At 47.4% G+C, this 16,841-nt stretch carries 17 protein-coding genes; 7 read left to right on the top strand and 10 right to left on the bottom strand.

Annotated elements, in window-relative coordinates:
• Nucleotides 1-239 precede the first annotated feature (239 nt).
• Nucleotides 240-1,283, top strand: coding sequence for a hypothetical protein (locus ACO6VG_RS03885; RefSeq protein ID WP_422472813.1), 1,044 nt, complete (start codon nucleotides 240-242; stop codon nucleotides 1,281-1,283).
• Between the two features lie 204 nt (nucleotides 1,284-1,487).
• Here the strand turns inward: ACO6VG_RS03885 and ACO6VG_RS03890 are convergent, their stop codons facing one another.
• Complete coding sequence (locus ACO6VG_RS03890) at nucleotides 1,488-2,138, bottom strand: DUF29 domain-containing protein (protein WP_422472815.1); 651 nt, start codon at nucleotides 2,136-2,138, stop codon at nucleotides 1,488-1,490.
• Entirely contained in the window at nucleotides 2,128-3,531 is a 1,404-nt protein-coding gene (dnaB, locus tag ACO6VG_RS03895) for a replicative DNA helicase (protein ID WP_317144729.1), read from the bottom strand. Before dnaB ends, ACO6VG_RS03890 begins: the two co-directional genes overlap by 11 nt.
• Nucleotides 3,532-3,726: 195 nt before the next feature.
• On the opposite strand from dnaB, the gene tatA reads away from it, so the two are divergent.
• From tatA to ACO6VG_RS03915, 4 genes are all read left to right on the top strand, one after another.
• A complete protein-coding gene (gene tatA, locus ACO6VG_RS03900; RefSeq protein WP_422135677.1) occupies nucleotides 3,727-3,948 on the top strand; it encodes a twin-arginine translocase TatA/TatE family subunit in 222 nt (73 codons plus the stop codon).
• A 10-nt stretch (nucleotides 3,949-3,958) separates the two neighbouring features.
• Nucleotides 3,959-4,252 (top strand): Sec-independent protein translocase protein TatB, encoded by a 294-nt coding sequence (gene tatB, locus ACO6VG_RS03905; RefSeq protein WP_422139151.1) that lies wholly within the window; start codon nucleotides 3,959-3,961, stop codon nucleotides 4,250-4,252.
• A 34-nt stretch (nucleotides 4,253-4,286) separates the two neighbouring features.
• Nucleotides 4,287-5,033 (top strand): twin-arginine translocase subunit TatC, encoded by a 747-nt coding sequence (gene tatC / locus ACO6VG_RS03910; protein WP_422135679.1) that lies wholly within the window; start codon nucleotides 4,287-4,289, stop codon nucleotides 5,031-5,033.
• A gap of 263 nt (nucleotides 5,034-5,296) precedes the next feature.
• A complete protein-coding gene (locus ACO6VG_RS03915; protein WP_422472817.1) occupies nucleotides 5,297-6,535 on the top strand; it encodes an ATP-binding protein in 1,239 nt (412 codons plus the stop codon).
• A 130-nt stretch (nucleotides 6,536-6,665) separates the two neighbouring features.
• Here ACO6VG_RS03915 and ACO6VG_RS03920 read toward each other — a convergent pair whose 3' ends face one another.
• From ACO6VG_RS03920 to ACO6VG_RS03945, 6 genes are all read right to left on the bottom strand, one after another.
• Nucleotides 6,666-8,720: a PhoX family protein gene (locus ACO6VG_RS03920; RefSeq protein WP_422135681.1), complete on the bottom strand. Its 2,055-nt coding sequence runs from the start codon at nucleotides 8,718-8,720 to the stop codon at nucleotides 6,666-6,668.
• 228 nt (nucleotides 8,721-8,948) lie between these two features.
• Nucleotides 8,949-9,395, bottom strand: coding sequence for a 50S ribosomal protein L9 (rplI, locus tag ACO6VG_RS03925; RefSeq protein ID WP_317144724.1), 447 nt, complete (start codon nucleotides 9,393-9,395; stop codon nucleotides 8,949-8,951).
• 31 nt (nucleotides 9,396-9,426) lie between these two features.
• Nucleotides 9,427-10,299 (bottom strand): hypothetical protein, encoded by an 873-nt coding sequence (locus ACO6VG_RS03930; RefSeq protein WP_422135682.1) that lies wholly within the window; start codon nucleotides 10,297-10,299, stop codon nucleotides 9,427-9,429.
• Nucleotides 10,300-10,335: 36 nt separating this feature from the next.
• On the bottom strand, nucleotides 10,336-10,560 hold the full coding sequence (gene rpsR / locus ACO6VG_RS03935; protein ID WP_034835335.1) for a 30S ribosomal protein S18: 225 nt from the start codon (nucleotides 10,558-10,560) through the stop codon (nucleotides 10,336-10,338).
• A gap of 110 nt (nucleotides 10,561-10,670) precedes the next feature.
• Nucleotides 10,671-11,090: a 30S ribosomal protein S6 gene (gene rpsF / locus ACO6VG_RS03940; RefSeq protein WP_422135683.1), complete on the bottom strand. Its 420-nt coding sequence runs from the start codon at nucleotides 11,088-11,090 to the stop codon at nucleotides 10,671-10,673.
• Nucleotides 11,091-11,239: 149 nt separating this feature from the next.
• On the bottom strand, nucleotides 11,240-11,386 hold the full coding sequence (locus tag ACO6VG_RS03945; RefSeq protein WP_422135684.1) for a hypothetical protein: 147 nt from the start codon (nucleotides 11,384-11,386) through the stop codon (nucleotides 11,240-11,242).
• Nucleotides 11,387-11,424: 38 nt separating this feature from the next.
• Between ACO6VG_RS03945 and ACO6VG_RS03950 the strand changes: the two genes are divergently transcribed.
• The gene (locus ACO6VG_RS03950) at nucleotides 11,425-13,158 is read left to right on the top strand and encodes an autotransporter assembly complex protein TamA (protein WP_422135685.1); all 1,734 of its coding nucleotides are present in this window, start codon (nucleotides 11,425-11,427) and stop codon (nucleotides 13,156-13,158) included.
• Nucleotides 13,155-16,445 (top strand): translocation/assembly module TamB domain-containing protein, encoded by a 3,291-nt coding sequence (locus ACO6VG_RS03955; RefSeq protein ID WP_422472819.1) that lies wholly within the window; start codon nucleotides 13,155-13,157, stop codon nucleotides 16,443-16,445. The genes ACO6VG_RS03950 and ACO6VG_RS03955 overlap by 4 nt, the downstream gene beginning before the upstream one ends.
• Here the strand turns inward: ACO6VG_RS03955 and ACO6VG_RS03960 are convergent, their stop codons facing one another.
• Both ACO6VG_RS03960 and ACO6VG_RS03965 read right to left on the bottom strand, forming a co-directional pair.
• A complete protein-coding gene (locus ACO6VG_RS03960) occupies nucleotides 16,446-16,739 on the bottom strand; it encodes a HigA family addiction module antitoxin (RefSeq protein WP_422135687.1) in 294 nt (97 codons plus the stop codon). It abuts the gene before it with no gap.
• Entirely contained in the window at nucleotides 16,739-16,837 is a 99-nt protein-coding gene (locus ACO6VG_RS03965) for a type II toxin-antitoxin system RelE/ParE family toxin (RefSeq protein WP_422140057.1), read from the bottom strand. The genes ACO6VG_RS03960 and ACO6VG_RS03965 overlap by 1 nt, the downstream gene beginning before the upstream one ends.
• Nucleotides 16,838-16,841 lie beyond the last annotated feature (4 nt).

The raw sequence follows: 16,841 nt of genomic DNA on the forward strand, positions 1-16,841 counted from the left end.
GTCCGACAGGCTGCTAGCGTGGCTTTTGGCTCGTGAATCATCCACTGGAAAAATAGAAAAAACTTTCACACTTCTTCCGACTAATGCCAAAGCAGTCGGCTGGATTTTTTTTTAGGCTTTGCTATATACTCTGAACACTTTTTATTTAGTAAATAAAAATGCGTTTACTTATCTTTTGCCTATGTTTTTACTCAAGCACTTTGTTTGCTTATTTCGAAGAAATTCACATAGAGAATATTGTGAGAATTAATTGTGTATTGCTCCCAGTTATAACAACCATTAATTACTTACAGCTTAAGAAGCACTATAATCTGGGATTCGATCAAAATGTCAGGCCTTTTCACCTTACGACGTTGTCAGTAATTTCAACAATTCTTACGAAAGTCTACCTGATTGATAAAATATTTGCTTCAAGACATCTTGATCGTAATTCCAGATCACTGAAACCAAAAATTATTAAAAGTAATTATGCCTATGGCATCATTTTAGAATTTGAATTACTGAATAAAACATTATTGCAAAGTGAAAATAAGTCAGGCTGCATTCAGTTATTGAACAATTCAATTATTTACCCTGTTTCTATTGACGGAAAATTAAAGTTAAGCATAGATTTAAAAAACATATCATCAGAGCATAAACTCATGCATTTAGATTCAATATATGGTCAAAAAGGGGATTGGTGGTTTGAAACTTCATGCATGTCAAATAAAGATAAAAATTTAGAAAAAGAGGAAAAAGCAGTTAGTGTTCTTAACAGGTTTGTTTTAACAAATGTTTGCATTGAGCTAAAGAATCCCGAGAAGTTATTGCAAGTTGAATTTTTATCAAAATACAGTCTAAACGTAGTGACGGGAGAAGGGCTCAGTAAGTTTATGACTATCAACATGGGTAACAAACGAGCAAAAACCCAGCTGTTAAATATTTGTAATTTACAGCATGGGTACTTTGAACTTTACCATAGCAATGAGCCTGATATTAAATCAGCGTTGCAAGATTACATCTTGAACTTACATTTTCTGGAAGCTGATAACGAGAGAGAAAAGAGCTGGTTGAATACATTGTACATTTTAGGTCATTCTTTTGGCTATGGAATTGTTACTTACGTGTTTTCATATTTTGTTGACTACGCAAGCTTTTATCTTTTGGCTGAAAGTTGTGCAATTTGTTTAAACCAAGTCCAATACCCTGGAGCATCAGCTTGTGTGTACCACTGGTTTTGCACACTGTGTTTAAGTAAAGCGAGAGCAGAACATCCTCGAAGCTGCCCATTATGTGGTATATAAATGCCTCACGCTTGCAGCAAGGGTGGCATACACAGTGAGCCAACCCCTTATATCCTCGCCGGCATGCCCAAGAATTTGTCGCAGATTTTCCTTCCTCTTACTTTTTCCTACTTTTTCTTGTAGAAGGTTCACGCTATTGACTCAACCATTGGGTGTAGTCGGTTTTGTATAAATCAGTCATTGTCAGCCTCCGGCAGCCAACCTTCAGTCGTCGATATTGACGCCATTTAGCGGATACCAGTCTTCAGTCATTATTTGCTCGTAAGACCACGGGCACTGATCTGGGAAACTATTTTCATTTAACTTTTGATTTTTATTAACATAAATATTCATTTCTTTAATCGCATCTTTTTTACCGTCAGGATATGTACTGTTTAGTACATCTTCTATTTGTGGTTTTAGACAAGGATTATCCGCAATAAGTTTGTTAATGTTGTTTCTTGATCTGTTGATAGTAATTAACCATACCCTTGGTACTCTTTCAGTTGCTACAGTGCCTATTAATACACTTGTTTGATAATCACATTTCAGAAGATGAGTTATCAAAGTAGCTAAACGATTTTTTAACTCACGAATATGGTCCTTAATGCCCAACTCCAGCTCCCCCATCAAATTCTCTATGTCAAGCTGGTCAAACTGTCGCTGAGCAAGTAGCTCCCGCTGTAGGGTAAGCCATTGGTGATAATCTTTGTCATACAAGTTTTCCATAAATACCTCCATTGCCCTACCACTGTAGGCAATTAACAGAAGGGAATCAAAATGAATTACCAAAGCACAGATGCCTTTTTCAATATCGACAGACCGGGTCCAGTCCCTGCACGCAAGAGCGTTAATAACTTCCTGCTTATTCATCATCAAAGTTGACATAAGCATCGGGGGCAAGATTCTCAAACCGGGTGTACTGACCAATAAAGGCCAATCTTACTGAACCGATAGGGCCGTTACGCTGCTTACCAATGATGATCTCACCAATACCCTTAAACTCGGTATCCGGGTTATAGACCTCGTCACGGTAGATAAACATGATGACGTCGGCATCCTGCTCAATCGCTCCGGATTCACGGAGGTCGGAGTTGACCGGACGCTTGTTGGGGCGTTGCTCCAGAGACCGGTTAAGCTGAGACAGCGCAATCACCGGTACGTTAAACTCCTTGGCGATGGCTTTCAGGGATCGGGAAATTTCCGAAATTTCGTTGGTACGACCTTCGCTGAAACCGGGAATCTGCATCAGCTGCAGATAGTCGATCATAATCATGGCCATGTCACCATGTTCACGAACTACACGACGAATACGGGAACGCATTTCTGAAGGACTGATGCCTGCGGTGTCATCAATAAACAGTTTTTTGTCCTTGATTTTCTCCACCGCTGACACCAGCTTCGGCCAGTCGTCTTCTTCTAGCTTACCGGAACGCACTTTGCCCTGATTGATTCGGCCCAGAGAGGACAACATACGCATCATCAGCTGCTCAGAGGGCATTTCGAGGCTGAAGACCATGACGACTTTTTCGGTATTTAGCAGGGCGTTTTCGACCAGGTTCATCGCGAACGTCGTTTTTCCCATCGACGGCCGGGCCGCAACAATAATCATATCCGACGGCTGCATACCCGAGGTCATATTGTCCAGATCACTAAAGCCTGTGGTGATACCGGTAATGGCATCGCCAGCGTTAAAAAGCTCATCAATTTTCTGAACCGTGTTGTCCAGGATTTCCCGAACACCCACCGGGCCACCGGTTTTGGGGCGCTCTTCAGCGATGTTGAAAACCAGTCGTTCAGCTTCATCCAATACTGTCTGGCTGTCCCGACCTTCCGGATTGTAGGCGCTTTCAGCCATCTTCTGACTGGCATTGATCACCTTTCTGAAAACAGAACGCTCCTGAATGATTCCGGCGTAAGCCTCAATATTGGCAATACCGGCAACATTGGCCACCAGCTCGGTGATGTACACCATACCACCGGCCTGTTCCAGTTCGTCCTGATTCTCCAGGGTGGCGGCCAGTGTCAGGGGGTCAAAGGGAAGCGTCTCATTCGCCGATTTAGCCATCGACGAGAAAATAATTTTGTGACGGGGATGATAAAAGTCGTCAGCCGTGATCTTGTCGGCCACTTTATCCCAGGCTTCATTATCCAGCAGCAGGCCACCGAGCACAGACTGCTCCGCCTCAATGGAGTGAGGGGGGGTCTTCAGGCTTACGGTTGCTTCATCAATGGGCAGTTCGCTTTCTTGGGGCAGTGCTTCCAGCATGATTCATGAATACCAAAATCGTAGCTTACAGAATACAGCAACTTGATGAGTGACTAAACTGCTTAATCATTCGATTTGATTGAGGGTGAATTGCAAGTGTCCAGAGTATGCTTCACAGTCAGGGGCTTGTCATAATTTCTCCATAATGAAACGCTATAGTGACCACTTTCAAAGAATCATAAAGGAAGAATCACTATGGGCCTAGGCGGTATCAGTATCTGGCAACTGTTAATCGTACTTTTGATCCTTGTCATGCTGTTTGGCACCAAACGACTTAAGGGTCTTGGCAGTGACCTGGGTGGAGCGATCAAGGGCTTCAAGAAGAGCATCAGCGATGACTCAAGTTCAGCAGAAATCCCTGCGGGCAATAGCCAGGACACCGAAAAGAGCAGGGAACTGAGTCATAACAAAGCCTGAGGACTTCAGCGTGTTTGATATTGGCTTTGCCGAACTGCTGGTTATCTCAGTGCTCGCCCTGGTGATTCTGGGGCCTGAGCGCTTGCCTTACGCGATAAAAACCAGTCTGCAGTGGATCAACTATCTGCGCAGCAGCGCCAGCACTATAAGAGAAACGGTCAATAGAGAGCTAAAGGTCGATGAGATCAAGCAGGATCTTCAGCTGGAGGAGCTGAATCAACAGGTTCGATCTCTAAAACAGGAAGCAACCGTAGCTACTGAAAACCTCTCCAAACCATCCGATTCCAAAATAAAGGCAGCCTGAGCGCTGCCTTTATTTGATGCCTGCCGAGACATTTATGAAGACTGAAACCCCAACGGTTCAATCAGAACAACCCCTGATTCAGCATCTACTTGAGTTACGTACTCGTGTGCTGAAAAGTATGGTGATTACCCTGCTGTTCTTTGTCGGGCTGTTTTACTTTTCCAATGACATTTACGAGCTGGTTTCCGAGCCTCTGCGCCTGCTAATGCCCGAAGGCACCAGTATGATAGCCACCGATGTAGCCTCCCCTTTCTTTGCTCCGTTTAAACTCAGTCTTGTGCTCTCCCTGTTTATGGCCATTCCCTTTATTCTCCATCAGGTCTGGGGATTTATTGCTCCCGGCCTGTACAAGAATGAAAAGCATCTGGCCATTCCATTACTCATAACCAGCGTCATACTCTTTTATACCGGTGTCGCTTTTGCCTATTTTGTGGTGTTCCCACTGATCTTTGGTTTCTTTACCACGACCGGGCCTGAAACGGTCACCATGATGACCGACATCAGTAGCTACCTGAACTTTATTCTTAAACTGTTTTTTGCCTTCGGGCTGGCCTTCGAAATCCCTGTCGCAACGCTGTTACTGATCTGGTCTGGCATGAGCACCGTTGAATCCCTCTCCAGGAAACGTCCTTATATCGTGGTGGGCTGTTTTGTGATCGGTATGCTTCTGACACCACCCGACGTTATCTCCCAGAGCCTGCTGGCTGGACCTATGTGGATGTTGTTTGAACTTGGACTTTTGTTTGCCAGGATGACGCCTTTTATGAAAAAGTCTTCTTGAGAACGACCCTGCGCCAAGGTCCGTATTTATCGGGAAAGCCTGGCAAGATTTAAAGCGATAGCAGGCCATTTTCGGCCTGCAAAAAGCCATATACTTAAGCTACCAAAAGACCGATATAACTACTTGTTTTTATTATATAAAAAAATAGAAAAAGAAATAAACCGACATTTGGCCGGAAGCTAAATAGGCAATTAGACGCTTTATAAACCGTCAAATAGACGCTAGAGTAATAGACAATTAGCCGAAACTTGAAACACCTTCTGATGCCAAATTTCCCACGCTACTTACAACCAAAAATAGAAGAGGCCTTGCAGGATACTCCTGTAGTCTGCCTGCTCGGGGCTCGTCAGGTGGGCAAATCAACTCTTTGTCGGAAGCTTTCCTCTGAGCGAGTTTACCTGACCTTTGATGATGCTTCTGTATTGCAAGCCGCCAAAGACGACCCAGCTGGATTTGTACAGAACCTGCCTGAATACGTGACATTGGATGAAGTCCAACGGGTTCCAGAGCTGCTCTTTGCCATCAAGGCTGAAGTTGATCGCAATCGCAAACCTGGCCGCTTTCTGCTGACAGGCTCAGCCAACTTGATGTTATTGCCCAGAGTCAAAGAATCGCTTGCTGGGCGTATTGAAATTTTGCATCTGCATCCACTGACAGAAGCGGAAAAAGAATCAACTCCTCCCGTCTTTTTACAACGACTCTTCACACAAGCCCTGTCTGCCTCTATCAAAGGTGAGCAAAAAGAAATTCATGGTATCGCTGAACGGGTTTGTCGGGGCGGCTTTCCTGAGCCCAACACCCGCACACCCCATCGTGCACGACAATGGTTTAATCAGTATCTTCAGACCATTATTCAAAATGATATTCGGGATATTGCCAACATCCGTGACGAAGATGAAATGCTTAAGGTGGCTGAGCTGCTATCTCTTCGTACTGGCAATCTGCTCAATACCAGTAGCATCGCCACTGACCTGAAAATACGACGCGAGACCACCGATAAATACATCAGTATTCTGGAACACCTGTTTCTCTTCAACCGTTTGCCAGCATGGCATAATAATGCTGCCAAACGCCTGATAAAAGCACCTAAAATTCATATCGCAGACAGTGGGTTGGCAAGCAGGCTGAATCGACTGAAAGCTGAAGAATGGCAGCACTATTCGACCCCCTTCGGTCCCATTCTGGAGAGTTTTGTAATACAGCAGATAAGAGCTCTGACCGAATGGCTGGATGACCCTGTCCACCTCAGTTATTACCGGGATAAAGATCAGGTGGAGGTGGACTTGGTCATCGAACATAATCGTGATACCTACGGTGTAGAAATTAAAAAAGCTATCAGTATTCAGGAAAAAGACGGAGAAGGCTTAAGGCGACTTGCTGACCAGGCCGACAACCACTTTAAAGGTGGCGTGTTGATATATTGCGGTAACAATGCACTACCACTGAAGACAAAAAACTGCATGGCGGTGCCACTGGATTGGCTCTGGCGCAATGATATATAAGTACCTGATCAGCTGGTTTTGTTCCGCCACCAGCCAATGGAAAACGACATAACAAAATGTTTTTCACAAAAAAAAGCCGATGAGCATTCCAATCATCGGCTTTGTCAAATTGGCAGTCAGGTGACGGCTATTAAACCCCCACTTCACCACCACCGTCTTTCATAACAACCACCGTGGCAGAACGCGCCCTGTTCGCACCACTTTCATCCTTTGCATCGGTTGACCCGGCGGCAGGCCAGTTCGATGGATGCTGAATATTCAGGAAGAAGCTCTGGTGATCCGGTGTAAACGCCAGACCAGTCACCTCACAACCATTTGGCCCGACAAAGAAACGCTTCAGTTGCTCCTGGTTGTCGGCGTTAACGGCTAACAAGTCCTCAGTACTAGTACTGCTTAGCTCAGATGGAATAATGGCCAGCATCTGGTCATTGGTGTTTTCATTGACACCACCGTCTGTCTGAATCCACAACAAACCACGGTCATCAAATGCCAGACCATCCGGGCTGCCAAATTCATTGGCTTCATTCAATCCAGAGAGATTCACCAGGGCACTTTCTGATGCAAAAGAGCCGAACAGGAAGAACTCCCAGGTAAACTGGCTTGGATCAGCCCCTTCATTCCAGCGAATAATATGGCCATACTCATTTCCTTCACGAGGGTTGGCCACGTTGGTGTCGGTATCAGAATTGCCGTCCTGGTTATCACGATCAGTGTTGTTTGTCAGTGTCACATAAACAGAGCCGGTTTTCGGATCTACCGCAGTCCATTCGGGGCGGTCCATGGGGGTAGCGCCTACCAGATCAGCTGCACCCGGCGTGTTCAGGATAATTTCAGCCTGAGTCGTGAATCCTGAGATATCACCTAACCTTCCACCGTCTTTAGTGGTGGCATCGGGAGTCAGGGGCAACCACACACCCTGACCTTCCTCATCGAAGCGAGCGGCATACAAAGTACCTTCATCCATGTACTTTGCACCGGTGGCGAGACGATCTTCAGAGTCAGCATCTGCCGCGTCCCAGAGCTCTTTGGAAACAAACTTGTAGATGTACTCAAACCGGCTGTCATGGCCAGAATAGAAAACAACGGGCTGACCTTCTTCCAGTTTGCCAAATGAGCAGTCTTCGTGACGGAAGCGACCCAGAGCCGTCCGTTTAATCGCTTTAGCCTGTGGACTATAGGGGTCTATTTCTACAATGTATCCGTGACCATTAGCTTCGTTACGGAAATCCTCAGTCTCATCTCCGGAGCCCGGAGTTACATCAAAACGGGCAAACTCGCCGGTTTCGTTTTCGTCAGAAGATAGAGCGGTATCCCAATCATAACGGGTCCCCCTGGAACTGATACCCAGACGTATTTGTTCTTCAGTCCAGTTAGACGGGTCATCGGAACGGGTAAAATAGCCAGGCCAGTTTTCTTCACAGGTCAGATAAGTCCCCCAGGGAGTGTGACCATTACCACAGTTATTGTTGGTGCCCCGGGCAAGGGCTTTATTCCCTTTTTCATCCGTGTATTTGGTAATCAGCAGATCACTGTCTGCCACCGGCCCGGTCAGATCCATTTCAGAGCCTGCAGTGTAACGCTTGTTGTAGTTGCTGTTTTTAACCACATCCCAGACGCCATCAGTCAGTTTGATGTGAACCACTGAAACACCATGAGCGTTAATTTCTTTACGAACTTCCTCAGCAGGACGTACACCATTATTGTCAGTTGCCCCATTCGGATGCAGTCGCGTCTGATCAATAAACTCATGGTTTATACACAGCAGACCTTCAGTACTGTTGCCTTCAAGGGGGAAGAAATGCATCCCATCATGCATCATGCCAGTAGCATTCGCCTGATCGGTGGAACTGTTGGTGCCATCATCTTTCCACTCTGCCGCTAAATCATTCAATGGCGTTCCCCACGGCGCCAGAACCTGAGCAGAGTAGCCAGCAGGTACAGACACAGCATCGGTCTTGGAGCCGGAAATAGAGTCAAAGCCAAGAGAGAGCTCTGATGAAAAAACATCGTCAGAGTCGTCATCGTTACAGCCCGTTAAACCAAAGCTGGCCAGTGCACTAAATGCTGCCAGTGCACCCCCACGTTTCAGAACACCGCGGCGGGAGAGTTCTTTTTCCAGCACTGCCGAGATCGGCCTGTTATCACTGGAGTTATACACCGTCGGATCAAAAGTATATTTGCTCATGTAATATCTACTCGTTCAAGCCAGCTTTATTTGTTGTGTAATATCCTCTAAAGCAGGCTCATTAAACGACACAAGAATTACAGTGAAATGTATTTAAGATGACAGATTTAAAACAATCTTTTGACTGAAATGACGGCGAATGAAGAGGCAGGACAAAAGGCACATAAAAAAATACCCGTGGACCTAAGCCCACGGGTATTTTTCTATCAGGCGTGGTTACAACCGAACTTATTCAGCTTCAACGAATACCTTGATAGTCGCTGCAACGTCGGTGTGCAGCTGGATGGCGATGTCGTATTCGCCAGTAGCGCGAATGGGACCTTCGCCCATGCGAATTTCGCTCTTGGCTACTTCAACGCCAGCACCAGTGATGGCTTCAGCCAGATCACGTGAGCCGATAGAACCGAACAGCTTGCCTTCGTCGCCCGCTTTGGCGGTCAGGGTCAGTTCGATTTCAGCCATTTCAGCTGCACGCTTTTGGGCAGCAGCCAGCTTTTCGTTAGCAGCCTTTTCCAGCTCGGCGCGACGAGCTTCAAAAGCTTCAACATTTTCCTTGGTAGCAGGCACAGCCTTGCTGAAAGGAATCAGAAAGTTACGACCGTAACCGGCTTTAACGGTTACCTTGTCGCCCAGGTTGCCAAGGTTGGCAACTCTCTCAAGCAGGATAACGTCCATCGCTAGCCTCTTACCTTATACCTAGTGCCTGTCAGCCCTGAATCTGCTTACTCACGCGGTTGCGAAAATCAAACAGACTGTCAAGACAAGCAGTCAAAACAATAACCGGGTATGCCAGTTGCGTAAGGGTGATCAACAGCATATACAGTCCAATCAACCAGAAGCTGCCCCGTTGACGCAGTTTTACCAGCCCATGGACCAGCGCCAGACCTGCAATAAACAGTGGCAACGATGCGATGGGTACCAGGGCAGTCATCACAGGTGACAGCGCCGACCCCATCAAAGTGATGGTCAGTAGACCTACCCCGACAGCTGCGGGTAACCGCACCTTGCGGAATTCTTCACCGAATCCTCCGGGGTTATAGAGATCGGCCTGCCAGGAGCGCGCCAGCATCAAAGCCAGGACACAAAACAGTATGTGCACCCAGGCCAGAGCACCCGCTACGCCGTACTCCAGGACCTGTCTCAGATGTTCACCCGGTTGCAGAGCCTCTAGACTGCTACTGCCCTGGAGACTCTTTTTCAGAAACTCCATCACAGTGCCAGCCATGACGCTGATCATCTGCGGTGATATCTGGTACATGGCAAAAGCCACGAGGCCTCCCAGCGGCACAACAGCCAACAGGGTTTTCGGCCATGAGACAGTCTGGCGCAGGACGCAAGCCAGCAACGCTGTGGTTGCCAACCCGATCAATACGCTGTATTGACCAAAGGCGGCCCAGGCTATTCCGGGTAACAAAGCCCAAATCAGGACTTTCAGTCCGTGGTCAATGCCGCGACGCAGTATCACCAGAGATACAATAGCCGCACTCAACCAGAAAAGCATGGGAATACAGGCAAATATGACCGCCAGAAACAAGGAATGTTTCGGGCTTTTCATTGCCAGTTCCGCCAGTTTACGCATCAAGCAATACCTTCAGTTCCAGAGTTTGCCGACTGATCAGTGACGATCAGTATATGGCAGCAGTGCGATGTAACGCGCACGCTTGATAGCTGTCGCCAGCTGACGCTGATAACGGGCTTTGGTACCGGTGATACGGCTTGGTACAATCTTGCCAGTTTCAGAAACATAAGCTTTCAGGGTGTTCAGATCTTTGTAATCGATCTCTTTCACGCCCTCAGCGGTGAAACGGCAGAACTTTCTGCGGCGGAAAAAACGTGCCATTGCAACGTCTCCTTGAATTCAACAAATGGTGATGTTCTTAATCCTGCCAGCCTGGGCTGAAACAGCCTTGAGCTAAAACAGCCTTGAGCTAAAGCAGTATCAAGGACGACTTACTCGGCAGCTTCTTCAGCAGCTTCCGGAGCTTCAGCAGCTTCTTCACGACGCTCTTCACGACGATCTTCACGACGATCGTCACGGCGTTCACGTTTCTCTTCAGCCTGCATCATGATGGATGGCTCGGAAACGGCCTCATCACGACGGATCACCATGTTACGGATAACTGCGTCGTTATAACGGAAGTTATCTGTCAGTTCGTCCAGGATCTCATTGCTGCACTCGATGTTCATCAGAACGTAGTGAGCCTTGTGGATCTTGTTGATTGGATAAGCCAGCTGACGACGGCCCCAATCTTCAAGACGGTGTACCTGACCGCCGTTTTCGCTGATAGCGCGTGTATAACGCTCTATCATGCCTGGTACTTGCTCGCTCTGGTCAGGATGTACCAGAAAAACAATCTCGTAATGACGCATTATTTGCTCCTTACGGGTTAAACAGCCTCCCACACTGAGTGAAACACAGGTTCCATTCACAGAGCAGTAAGGCAAGGAGATGGATCGGAGATGACAGTCACCTGAAAGATGCCTGCACACCACGCCCAGCTTACAAAGAGCGGAGGATTTTAGAGAAGTGTGACCATGGTTGCAAGAATTATAAACCGATGGCGGCCGACGTTAAAACGCATGAGAATCCGGGAATCTACTGCCTGACGCTGCTTTTTATTGAGATAGATCGACAGACCTTCTACGATATCGGTCAGTCCCGCCACTTTCTCTCAACAACTTTACTCTCAACAAATGGTCGCCAGTGGGTAAACTGAATAAATTTCTATCGATTATCGTACTTTTGCTTTCAGCCCTTCCTTCTGTTTGCCAGGCCCGATCCCATCTGACCTATGAGATTAAGGGTCTGGAAGACGGGCTGAAGCGGAATGCCGAACGCTTTCTGCAAACTTTGCCTGCTATTGAGCCCGGAGAATTGCCTGGCTATCAAAGCAGTATTCTTGAGGCCGTTCAGAAATCTCTGCAAGCCCTGGGCTATTTCAACCCAACCATTTCCATGAAGATGGATGGCAAAGATACTGACCAACTCAAAATTCATGTTGATCCGGGACAACCCGTACTTATCCGCACCATCAAAATAGAACTGAAAGGAGAGGCCCGAAAAAACCGGTCGTTCAAGAGGATCGTCAAACGCTCCCCCCTTAAAAAAGGTACTGTCTTCAATAGCGGAGAATATGAAGAACTTAAAACGGAGCTTAACACCCAGGCCCAGTCTCTCGGTTTTTTCGACGCTCAGATGCAAACCCACAGAGTCAAAGTTTATCCACAAGAAAATGCGGCGGATGTCGAACTGGTTTTTGACTCTGGCAGGCGTTACCGCTTTGGGAACATTGTTTATAGAGAAATCCCTGAAAATACCCAAGCCCTGATCGAGAAAATGTTGACCTTCAAGCCCGGCTCAAACTATCAATCGGTTAAGCTGGGCAACCTGAACAAAGAGCTGGCCTCAACAGGCTATTTCCAGCAAATCGATATCCTCCCCATGCGGGATAAAACCGAAGACTACCATGTCCCTGTTTATATCGGTGTCATTCCCAAGAGGTATCATGAGATTGAAACCGGTGTCGGTTATTCTACTGACGAAGGCCCCAGGCTTTCTTTGACCTGGGATATCCCCATGATCAATGACAAAGGGCACAGCCTGACCAATGAGGCTCTGCTCTCAGCCCCCAGAGCCGAACTGACTTCCAGCTATAAAATCCCCTACGGCAACCCATTAACTGAATTCTATGACCTTCAGGTGGGTTATCAATATAAGCGACAGGAAGACACCATCAGTAACCTTGGATCGACGTCCATCCATAAATGGAAAAAAAACCCACATGGCTGGGACCGAGACCTGTTTTTAAGAATTCAATACGAAAGCTACAAACAGGGCCTTCAGAGTGGCGAAAGCTTTCTGGTCATCCCAGGCATTTCCATGACCCGACGCCACGCCAGAGGCGGGAAGCTCGACCCCCGGAGCGGCTACCTGATCATGTCCACGGCAGAATTTTCGGATAAGCTCTTTGCCTCTGATCAGAACTTTGTGAAGCTATGGGGCCGTACTAAAGGTTTAACAACACTGGCAGAAAAACACCGTTTCATTGGTAGAATTGAACAAGGTGCTATCTGGATAAACGACGTCAGCAAAATACCCCCTTCTATTCGTTTCTTCACTGGAGGTGACCAGACGGTAAGAGGCTATGACTATGAAAGCATTGCCCCCAAAGACGACAACGATAAATTGACGGGGGCAAAATATATGACTGCGCTCGGTGTGGAATACAATTACCAGTTTCTGGAACACTGGCGAGCCGCTGTTTTTGTTGACTACGGAACTGCCACCAATGACTACAGGGACGACTGGAAAACCGGAGCCGGCTTCGGCATCCGCTGGATAACCCCACTGGGCGCACTGAGATTGGATCTGGCCTTCGCTGTCAGTGAACCTGGCACCCCTTATAGACTGCACTTTTCTATGGGGCCAGAAATATGAAGACGGCTCTGGGTATCTTAACCTCTCTTGTCACTCTCCTCTGCCTGATGCTGTTTTTGCTGCTGACTCATACCGGCAACCTCTGGCTGTGGAGCCTGGCTCGCTCACAATTACCTGAACTTCACGGTGAATTGGTTAAGGGATCAATTTCCAACGGCCTTGTCTTCCAGAATCCAGGCTGGGTGGATCAGGATATGGCGTTCACAGCTAACCGACTCTCTTTGCAGTGGCAACCACAAATGCTGCTCGAAGGAAGACTGGTCATTGATGAACTGGGACTGGAAAACCTTTTAATTAAACTACCAGTGCCTGATAAAGCACAAACACCTGCCAGCGACGGACTGATATTGCCAGAGATAGAGCTACCTCTGCCCATCACTGTCAAAAAGCTGACTCTGGATAAAGGCACTTATGAACAGGGTGAGATTAAGCAAGAAGTCAGTAATATACTTTTGTCGTCTGATGCCCGGCAATCGCAAATCAATATCCAAGAGTTCAAGGTTGAACATGCTTTGGGCAAAGCCAGCCTGCACGGGAAAATAACACTGAGCGGCGATTATCCACTGTCAGCAACCGTTGAAATTCAGCCAGCCTCCTTCGATAAAAAGCTCCAACCAGAAAGTCTGAAGGCCAGCCTTCAAGGTTCTCTGGCCGACTATCAACTGGATGCCAGCGCCACGGCCAAATCCAATGTTCTGGCCACTTCCGGGACTCATAAAGAAATCCGGGTAAAGGTCTTACTCCAGGCACGGGGAGACCTTGAGCATATTGCGATCCATCGTCTCAATCTCTCAACCCCTGAAGGTGATGCAGATCTTTCAGGCCGACTGAACTGGACAAAGGGGATTGCCTGGAATGGGAAGGTGAATCTCAACAGTCTGAACACAGCCAGCCTCTTACCTCAGTATCCTGCGAGACTGGATGGCGTTATGAAAAGCCGTTTTAATCTGGACGGTAAAATCTGGCACCTGGTGATTTCTGAAATGGATATCACCGGAGAACTCAGGGACAAACCCGTCTCGCTCTCCGGCACACTGGACATCAATCATCTTTTTAACTGGAAGGTAGATCACCTCAATGCCAAAGTCGGTGAAAACCAGTTAAACGCCCATGGTCTTATTGATAAACAATGGGACATAGAAGCAGAACTCAATGCTTCAAAACTGGCAGAACTTTATCCCGGCCTTAAGGGTGAGGTGAAAGGTTTCATCCATGTATCCGGGAGCAAAAAGCAACCCAGATTGAACTTTCAACTGGACAGCTCTTCAGTTCGTTATCTGGACACAGTCGTCAAAGACCTCTCGGCAAAAGGTCAAATTGTAAAGAAAGAACAGATTCTGGGGCAGGCTCGCATCAGCATAGAGGCACTGAAACAGGGCACACACACGCTTAACCAGATCTTGCTTGAAGCCAGAGGCAATGAAAAACAACATCAGGTTCGGCTCTCAACCCAGGGTAAAGAGCTCAAGAGCGTCATCACCCTGGCTGGCAGCTACCACAACGAACAATGGCAGGGACAGCTCACCCGCAGTGACCTGAACACAGAATTCGGAGATTGGTCACTGAAAAAGCCTGTTGATATCAAAGCCTCGGCAGCCAGCGCTTCATTCTCTGAATTCTGTCTGGAATCATCCCCTTCCAGTATTTGTGCTCAATCCAGCCACTTGGGCAAAGATTCAGGACTTCTCTCCTTTCACATTGAGCAACTCGCACCTGAAAGATTCAAAGCCTTTTTTCCCACCGATTTTGGCTGGCAGGCGATGCTTAACTCAAAAGGGGAAGCAAGCTGGCAGGATAACCAGCCGAAACTGTCGTTAAAGCTTTCTTCAAGCCCCGGAAAACTTCAGGCTTATGATCTGTCCGGCGATTACAGCCAGCTCAACATGGAAGCCAGAATCGTCAACAATCAGTTGCAAAGCTCTCTAAACTTCCTCTCAGACACGTTGGGACGCAGCCACCTGACCATAGCCGTCAATGATCTGAAAAACCGGAAAACCCTCAGTGGCCAGCTGAATATTGAGCAATTATTGCTGGAAATATTTGCGCCTTTCTTGCCTGAAGTTAGCGATTTGAAAGGTACTTTTTCTGCCCGGGGCCGACTGGAAGGCTCTCTTGCCAAACCTCTTTTTTATGGCCGACTGGCCATTGAAAATGGTTATGCCAATACCACACGAGACATTGTCAGCGTTTCTGAACTTAATACTTACCTCAATGTGAACGGTGACTCAGGCACAGTAGAAGGCAAAATGCAGGTAGGTAAGGGCTCACTGGATCTGGGAGGTCAGCTAAGCTGGAAAGATTTTCGGCAGCCTGCCGGTATCATCACCCTGAAAGGGCAAGACCTGGATGTTAAATACCCTGGCATGGGGGAGATCAAAGTTTCTCCCGACCTTAAGCTGACACTGTCTGAAAAGATAACACTGACGGGTATTATCCGAATTCCCTGGAGTCGCATTACCATCAACAGTCTTCCGGAGAGTGCTGTTTCAGTCTCAGATGATGTAGTAATAGTGCAGGAAGGACAAACTTCTGAGCTCCACGAACAGGCCTTACAGCTGTTTTCGATGAAGGTACGAGTCATACTGGGAGACGATATCCGGCTCAATGCTTTCGGTCTCAAAGCCAGACTGGCAGGGCATCTGGATCTTCTACAGCTTCCTGACAAACCCCTGGAAGGAAGCGGCACCATTAATTTAATTGGCGGTCGTTACCACCAGCTGGGCCAGGATTTACTGATCAAGGAAGGAAAAATCATTTTTCAGGGGCCTATCGATTCCCCCTATCTATTGGTCAATGCCATTCGAAATCCGGAAACCATCGAAGATAATGTTGAGGTCGGCATTAAGGTCAGTGGCTCTGTAAAAAAACCTGAGTGGACCGTTTATTCCAGCCCGGAAATGCCGCAACAGGAGCAGCTCTCCTACCTGCTGCGAGGCCGGGGTCTGGAAGGAGATGACAGTTCCGGTGCCCAGGCGATGCTGGTAGGGCTTGGTGTTTCCCGATTTGGTGGTATCGCCACATCGCTTGGTGAATCCTTTGGTTTTAGCGATGTTTCTCTGGATACTGAAGGCAGTGGCGATGATACCCGAATCACCATTGGTGGCTACATAGCCCCCGGTCTCCGCCTGCAATACGGTGCTGGGGTTTTTGACTCAGTCAGCGAAGTGAAAGTTCGCTACGAACTCATGCCCAGACTCTATCTTCAGGTCGTCAGTGGTCTGGCTCAGGCTGTGGATATTTTCTATCGCTTTACCTATACCCCTGATTCCAAAAAAGGGCCTGAGTGATCACGCAAAAGAAAATTTGAAAGGCTTCAGAGTATTGAGCTTTACTGACTGCTCTGATTGCCAGATGTCGTAGTTGTTCTGCATAACCAGCCAGCTTTCCGTAGTTCTGCCAATAACCATGGAAAGTCTTCTGGCCATCTCAGTGGATATAGCGCTTTTTCCCTGCAAAATCCTGTTCAAAGTTGAGGGTGAGACCTCCAGAGCCTCAGACAGTTGCCTGCAGCTAACTTTGGCTGGTTCCATGTAGGTTTGCTTTATAAACTCTCCCGGGTGGAGTGGATCGTGCATTCTCATCAGTGATAATCCTCGTAGTTCAATATGTATGCATTGCCATCAGTAAATTCGAATGTGATGCGCCAGTTTTTTTTAACTGTTATTGACCATAGTGCAATTAAG

The organism is Endozoicomonas sp. ALB032, from assembly GCF_049310125.1.
Classification (GTDB): Bacteria; Pseudomonadota; Gammaproteobacteria; order Pseudomonadales; family Endozoicomonadaceae; genus Endozoicomonas_A.

Excerpts from the sequence above, each read along its gene's own strand:
- ACO6VG_RS03890 (WP_422472815.1), bottom strand. The coding sequence starts at position 2,138 with ATGATGAATAAGCAGGAAGTTATTAACGCTCTTGCGTGCAGGGACTGG.
- dnaB (WP_317144729.1), bottom strand. The coding sequence starts at position 3,531 with ATGCTGGAAGCACTGCCCCAAGAAAGCGAACTGCCCATTGATGAAGCA.
- ACO6VG_RS03915 (WP_422472817.1), top strand. The coding sequence starts at position 5,297 with ATGCCAAATTTCCCACGCTACTTACAACCAAAAATAGAAGAGGCCTTG.
- rplI (WP_317144724.1), bottom strand. The coding sequence starts at position 9,395 with ATGGACGTTATCCTGCTTGAGAGAGTTGCCAACCTTGGCAACCTGGGC.
- tatC (WP_422135679.1), top strand. The coding sequence starts at position 4,287 with ATGAAGACTGAAACCCCAACGGTTCAATCAGAACAACCCCTGATTCAG.
- rpsF (WP_422135683.1), bottom strand. The coding sequence starts at position 11,090 with ATGCGTCATTACGAGATTGTTTTTCTGGTACATCCTGACCAGAGCGAG.
- ACO6VG_RS03955 (WP_422472819.1), top strand. The coding sequence starts at position 13,155 with ATGAAGACGGCTCTGGGTATCTTAACCTCTCTTGTCACTCTCCTCTGC.
- ACO6VG_RS03960 (WP_422135687.1), bottom strand. The coding sequence starts at position 16,739 with ATGAGAATGCACGATCCACTCCACCCGGGAGAGTTTATAAAGCAAACC.
- tatA (WP_422135677.1), top strand. The coding sequence starts at position 3,727 with ATGGGCCTAGGCGGTATCAGTATCTGGCAACTGTTAATCGTACTTTTG.
- ACO6VG_RS03920 (WP_422135681.1), bottom strand. The coding sequence starts at position 8,720 with ATGAGCAAATATACTTTTGATCCGACGGTGTATAACTCCAGTGATAAC.
- rpsR (WP_034835335.1), bottom strand. The coding sequence starts at position 10,560 with ATGGCACGTTTTTTCCGCCGCAGAAAGTTCTGCCGTTTCACCGCTGAG.
- ACO6VG_RS03930 (WP_422135682.1), bottom strand. The coding sequence starts at position 10,299 with ATGCGTAAACTGGCGGAACTGGCAATGAAAAGCCCGAAACATTCCTTG.